Genomic DNA, 4480 nt, shown 5'->3' with positions numbered 1-4480 from the left:
ACAAAATCTATTAAAAAATATTTTTTACAGAGATAGGTTATTTATATTACAAAGTTTTATATATTTGCACCCTTAAATAACCAAGGTCGAGTACCTTAAATTAATCACAAGATTATGTCAGTAAAAATTAGATTACAAAGACACGGAAAAAAAGGGAAACCTTTTTATTGGGTTGTTGCAGCAGATGCACGCTCAAAAAGAGATGGTAAATTCTTAGAAAAAATCGGAACTTACAATCCAAACACTAATCCAGCAACTATTGATTTGAACTTAGAAAGTGCTGTTCAATGGTTACACAACGGAGCTCAACCAACCGATACGGCAAGAGCAATTTTATCTTACAAAGGTGCTTTATTAAAACACCATTTAGATGGAGGAGTTCGTAAAGGTGCTTTAACTCAAGAGCAAGCAGATGCTAAATTAGCCGCTTGGTTAGATGAAAAAGCAAACAAGGTAGACACTAAAAAAGCAGGATTATCAAAAGCAGATGAAGCAGCAAAAGCAAAAGCTTTAAAAGCTGAAAAAGAAGCTAACGCAAAACGTATTGCAGCACAAGCTGAAGCAGCGAAAGCTGAAGTAGAAGCTCCAGCAGTTGAAGTAGAAACTCCAACAGAAGTTGTAGAAACTGCAGTTGAGGAAACTCCAGCAGTTGAAGCAGTAGCTGAAGAAGCAGCTCCAGAAGTAGAAGCAGTGGCAGAAGTAGAGGCTCCAGAAGAAGTTGTTGAAACTATAGTTGAGGAAACTCCAGAAGTTGAAGCAATAACTGAAGAAGCAGCTCCAGAAGTTGAAGCAGTGGCAGAAGTTGAAGAAACTGTAGTTGAGGAAACTCCAGCAGTTGAAGCAGTAGCTGAAGAAACTCCAGCAGCTGAAGAAAGCAACGAAGAAACAGAAGCTTAATCATACAGCGATTACATGCGTAAAGAAGATTGTTTCTATTTAGGTAAAATCGCAAAAAAATTTAGTTTCAAAGGGGAAGTATTAGCGTATTTAGATACCGATGAACCCCAATTGTATCAAAATTTGGAATCAGTATTTGTTGAACTCAACAAAACACTGGTTCCATTTTTTATTGAAAGTAGTTCGCTTCATAAAGAAAAATTTCTTCGCGTTCGTTTTGAAGACATTCAAACTGAAGAAGATGCCGACGAAATTATGGGCAGCGAAATCTATCTCCCACTTTCTATGTTACCAAAATTAGAAGGAACACAATTCTACTTTCATGAAGTAATAGGATTTGATGTGATAGACACCAAAAGAGGTAACATTGGAAAAATTACTGCTATTAATGATAGCGGTGCGCAACCCCTTTTTGAAATTGATAAGAACGGAACTGAAATTTTAATTCCGCTAATTGATGATTTCATTATTGCTTTAGACCGAAAAAACAAAACCATTACTTTAGAAACTCCTGAAGGTTTGGTTGATTTGTATTTACAATAGTTTACAGTCGCAGTCTCAGTTTACAATTTTTTAAGTTGATTTAATTCTATCTTTATTCATTTTGTTCAAATTCAAACAATTCTCTATTCAACAAGAAAAATCTGCCATGAAAGTGGGAACAGATGGTGTTTTATTGGGCGCTTGGACTCCGTTAATTAATAATCCTTATAACATATTAGATATTGGGGCAGGAACCGGAATTTTATCCTTAATGCTAGCGCAAAGAAGTAATTCGGAACAAATTGACGCTATCGAAATTGACGAAGAAGCTTACGAACAATGTGTTGAAAATTTTGAAACTTCGCCTTGGGGTGATCAATTATTTTGTTTTCATGCAGGTTTAGACGAATTTGTGGACGAACCTGAAGACGAGTATGATTTAATTATTTCCAATCCTCCTTTTTATTCTGAAGATTTTAAAACCGATGATTCGCAACGTGATTTGGCACGATTTCAAGACGCCTTGCCTTTTGAAGAATTAATTGAAGCTGCTGCTTTATTACTTTCGGATAACGGAATATTTTCGGTAATTATTCCTTTTAAAGAAGAAGCAAAATTTGTTTTGATGTGTAAAGAATTGGATCTATTTCCGCTTAAAATTACACATGTAAAAGGCACGCCAACCGCAGAAATTAAAAGAAGTTTGTTGGCATTTTCTCGGATTGAACAAACTCCGTTGATTGATGAACTCACTATTGAAATTTCACGTCATCAATATACCCCTGAATATATCGAATTGACCAAGGATTTTTATTTGAAGATGTAATTTTAAATTATAACATTCGTTCATTGATTTGTTAAAAATCTTTACTTACTTTTGTTCCTTTCAAAACATCAATTTATGAAACCAGACTTATTTCAATCGCCAGATTATTATTTATTAGACGAATTATTATCTGACGAACATAAAATGGTGCGTGATGCTGCACGTGCTTGGGTTAAAAAAGAAGTTTCTCCCATTATTGAAGAATATGCGCAAAGAGCAGAATTTCCTAAACAAATTGTAAAAGGTTTGGGCGAAATTGGAGGTTTTGGTCCCTACATTCCTGTTGAATATGGTGGTGCTGGATTAGACCAAATTTCGTATGGATTAATCATGCAAGAAATTGAAAGAGGAGATTCGGGCGTTCGTTCTACTTCTTCTGTTCAATCTTCATTAGTAATGTATCCTATTTGGAAATACGGGAACGAAGAACAACGCATGAAATATTTACCAAAATTAGCCACTGGCGAATTAATTGGTTGTTTTGGTTTAACCGAGCCTGATCACGGGTCAAATCCTGGCGGGATGACAACTAATTTTAAAGATAAGGGAGACCATTATCTTTTAAATGGTGCTAAGATGTGGATTTCAAATTCCCCTTTTGCAGATATTGCTATAGTTTGGGCGAAAAATGAAGAAGGAAGAATTCACGGATTAATTGTAGAAAGAGGGATGGAAGGGTTTACCACTCCTGAAACACACAATAAATGGTCATTAAGAGCTTCAGCTACTGGAGAACTTATTTTTGATAACGTAAAAGTGCCCAAAGAAAACTTATTGCCAAACAAATCTGGATTAGGAGCGCCGCTAGGTTGTTTAGATTCAGCACGTTATGGAATTGCTTGGGGTGCTATTGGAGCTGCTATGGATTGTTATGACACTGCTTTACGTTATTCAAAAGAACGTATTCAGTTTGACAAACCTATTGGAGCAACACAATTGCAACAAAAGAAATTAGCCGAAATGATTACTGAAATCACCAAAGCACAACTGTTAACATGGAGACTTGGTGTTTTAAAAAATGAAGGAAAAGCAACTACAGCTCAAATTTCGATGGCAAAAAGAAACAACGTGGATATGGCCTTAACCATTGCACGTGATGCTCGTCAAATGCTAGGAGGAATGGGAATTACTGGTGAATATTCTATCATGAGACACATGATGAATTTAGAATCGGTGGTGACATATGAAGGAACACACGACATTCATTTGTTAATTACAGGTATGGATGTAACTGGTTTTTCTGCTTTTAAGTAATTAAACAATATTTAAAATTGATATAAAAAGCTTCTCTGTTTGGAGGAGCTTTTATAATTTTACAAAAAAATCAAAAATGAGAACTGCACAAATTAATAGCGCCATACAAAATCAAAAAGTACAATTATTGAGTCATTCGTTATATAACAAAGTAAAAACGATTGACGATTTACATTGCTTTTTAGAAAATCATATTTATGCGGTTTGGGATTTCATGTCGCTTTTAAAGGCTTTGCAAAACAAATTGACCTGCACAACTACTCCCTGGTTGCCCATTGGAAATCCAGAAATTCGTTATTTAATTAATGAAATTGTTGTTGCAGAGGAAACCGATTTAACATTAGATGGAACGCGTCAAAGTCATTTTGAAATGTATTTAGATGCCATGAAACAAAGTGGTGCTTCTACTGTTCAAATTGCCGCTTTTTTACAAAATGTAGAAGAAACAAAAAACATTTTTGTATCGATTAAACAAAGTGATTTACATCCGAATGTGAAAGCGTTTTTAGATTTTACGTTTCGAGTGATTGAAGAAGGCAAACCACATGAAATTGCAGCTGCTTTTACTTTTGGAAGAGAAGATTTAATACCGAATATGTTTACCGAAATCTTGAGAAATTTTCAGCAAAACTTTCCAGAAACTGATTTATCAAAACTGATTTATTATTTTGAAAGACATATCGAATTAGATTCCGACGAACACGGACCAATGGCCATGCAAATGATCGCTGAACTTTGTGGAGATTCGGATCAAAAATGGAAGGAAGTAGAAGAAGTTTCGGTTTTAGCTTTAGAAAAAAGAATCGGGCTATGGAACGCTATTGAAGCCCAAATGGAACTCAAACATGAATTGGTATAAAATAAAAAATCGAGAAAAATTCTCGCTTTTTTATTGTTCAGGTGCTATTTCAATTTCTAATCCTTCTATATCTTCTGTAATTGGAATTTGACATCCTAATCTAGAATTATCTTTTACATGATAGGCTTCCCAAAGCATCGCTTCTTCATCAGGATTGCGTT

At 35.0% G+C, this 4480-nt stretch carries 4 protein-coding genes and 2 pseudogenes; 5 read left to right on the top strand and 1 reads right to left on the bottom strand.

The genetic code is table 11. The annotated features are described in order from the left end of the window. Nucleotides 1-114 precede the first annotated feature (114 nt). From ACIQZC_RS09280 to ACIQZC_RS09260, 5 genes and pseudogenes are all read left to right on the top strand, one after another. Nucleotides 115-669: pseudogene (locus tag ACIQZC_RS09280) on the top strand (30S ribosomal protein S16); the annotation flags it as partial. A 243-nt stretch (nucleotides 670-912) separates the two neighbouring features. Then, nucleotides 913-1440, top strand: a complete 528-nt coding sequence (gene rimM, locus ACIQZC_RS09275) for a ribosome maturation factor RimM (protein WP_396138947.1) — start codon at nucleotides 913-915, stop codon at nucleotides 1438-1440. 61 nt (nucleotides 1441-1501) lie between these two features. Then, nucleotides 1502-2206 carry a tRNA1(Val) (adenine(37)-N6)-methyltransferase gene (locus ACIQZC_RS09270; protein ID WP_396138946.1) on the top strand — a complete coding sequence of 235 codons (705 nt, stop codon included), beginning with the start codon at nucleotides 1502-1504 and terminating at the stop codon, nucleotides 2204-2206. 75 nt (nucleotides 2207-2281) lie between these two features. Beyond that, nucleotides 2282-3460: an acyl-CoA dehydrogenase family protein gene (locus tag ACIQZC_RS09265; protein ID WP_396138945.1), complete on the top strand. Its 1179-nt coding sequence runs from the start codon at nucleotides 2282-2284 to the stop codon at nucleotides 3458-3460. Nucleotides 3461-3536: 76 nt separating this feature from the next. Further along, a complete protein-coding gene (locus ACIQZC_RS09260) occupies nucleotides 3537-4319 on the top strand; it encodes a DUF3050 domain-containing protein (protein WP_396138944.1) in 783 nt (260 codons plus the stop codon). 30 nt (nucleotides 4320-4349) lie between these two features. Here ACIQZC_RS09260 and ACIQZC_RS09255 read toward each other — a convergent pair. Beyond that, nucleotides 4350-4480: pseudogene (locus tag ACIQZC_RS09255) on the bottom strand (ferredoxin); the annotation flags it as partial.

Origin of the sequence: Flavobacterium sp. (assembly GCF_044338735.1) — a bacterium.
In the GTDB taxonomy this organism is placed as follows: Bacteria; Bacteroidota; Bacteroidia; order Flavobacteriales; family Flavobacteriaceae; genus Flavobacterium.
This window is presented reverse-complemented; position numbering and strand designations above follow the sequence as displayed.

What these genes read in the sequence shown, in the direction of transcription:
- rimM (WP_396138947.1), top strand. Translation starts at nt 913, where the DNA reads ATGCGTAAAGAAGATTGTTTCTATTTAGGTAAAATCGCAAAAAAATTT.
- ACIQZC_RS09265 (WP_396138945.1), top strand. Translation starts at nt 2,282, where the DNA reads ATGAAACCAGACTTATTTCAATCGCCAGATTATTATTTATTAGACGAA.
- ACIQZC_RS09260 (WP_396138944.1), top strand. Translation starts at nt 3,537, where the DNA reads ATGAGAACTGCACAAATTAATAGCGCCATACAAAATCAAAAAGTACAA.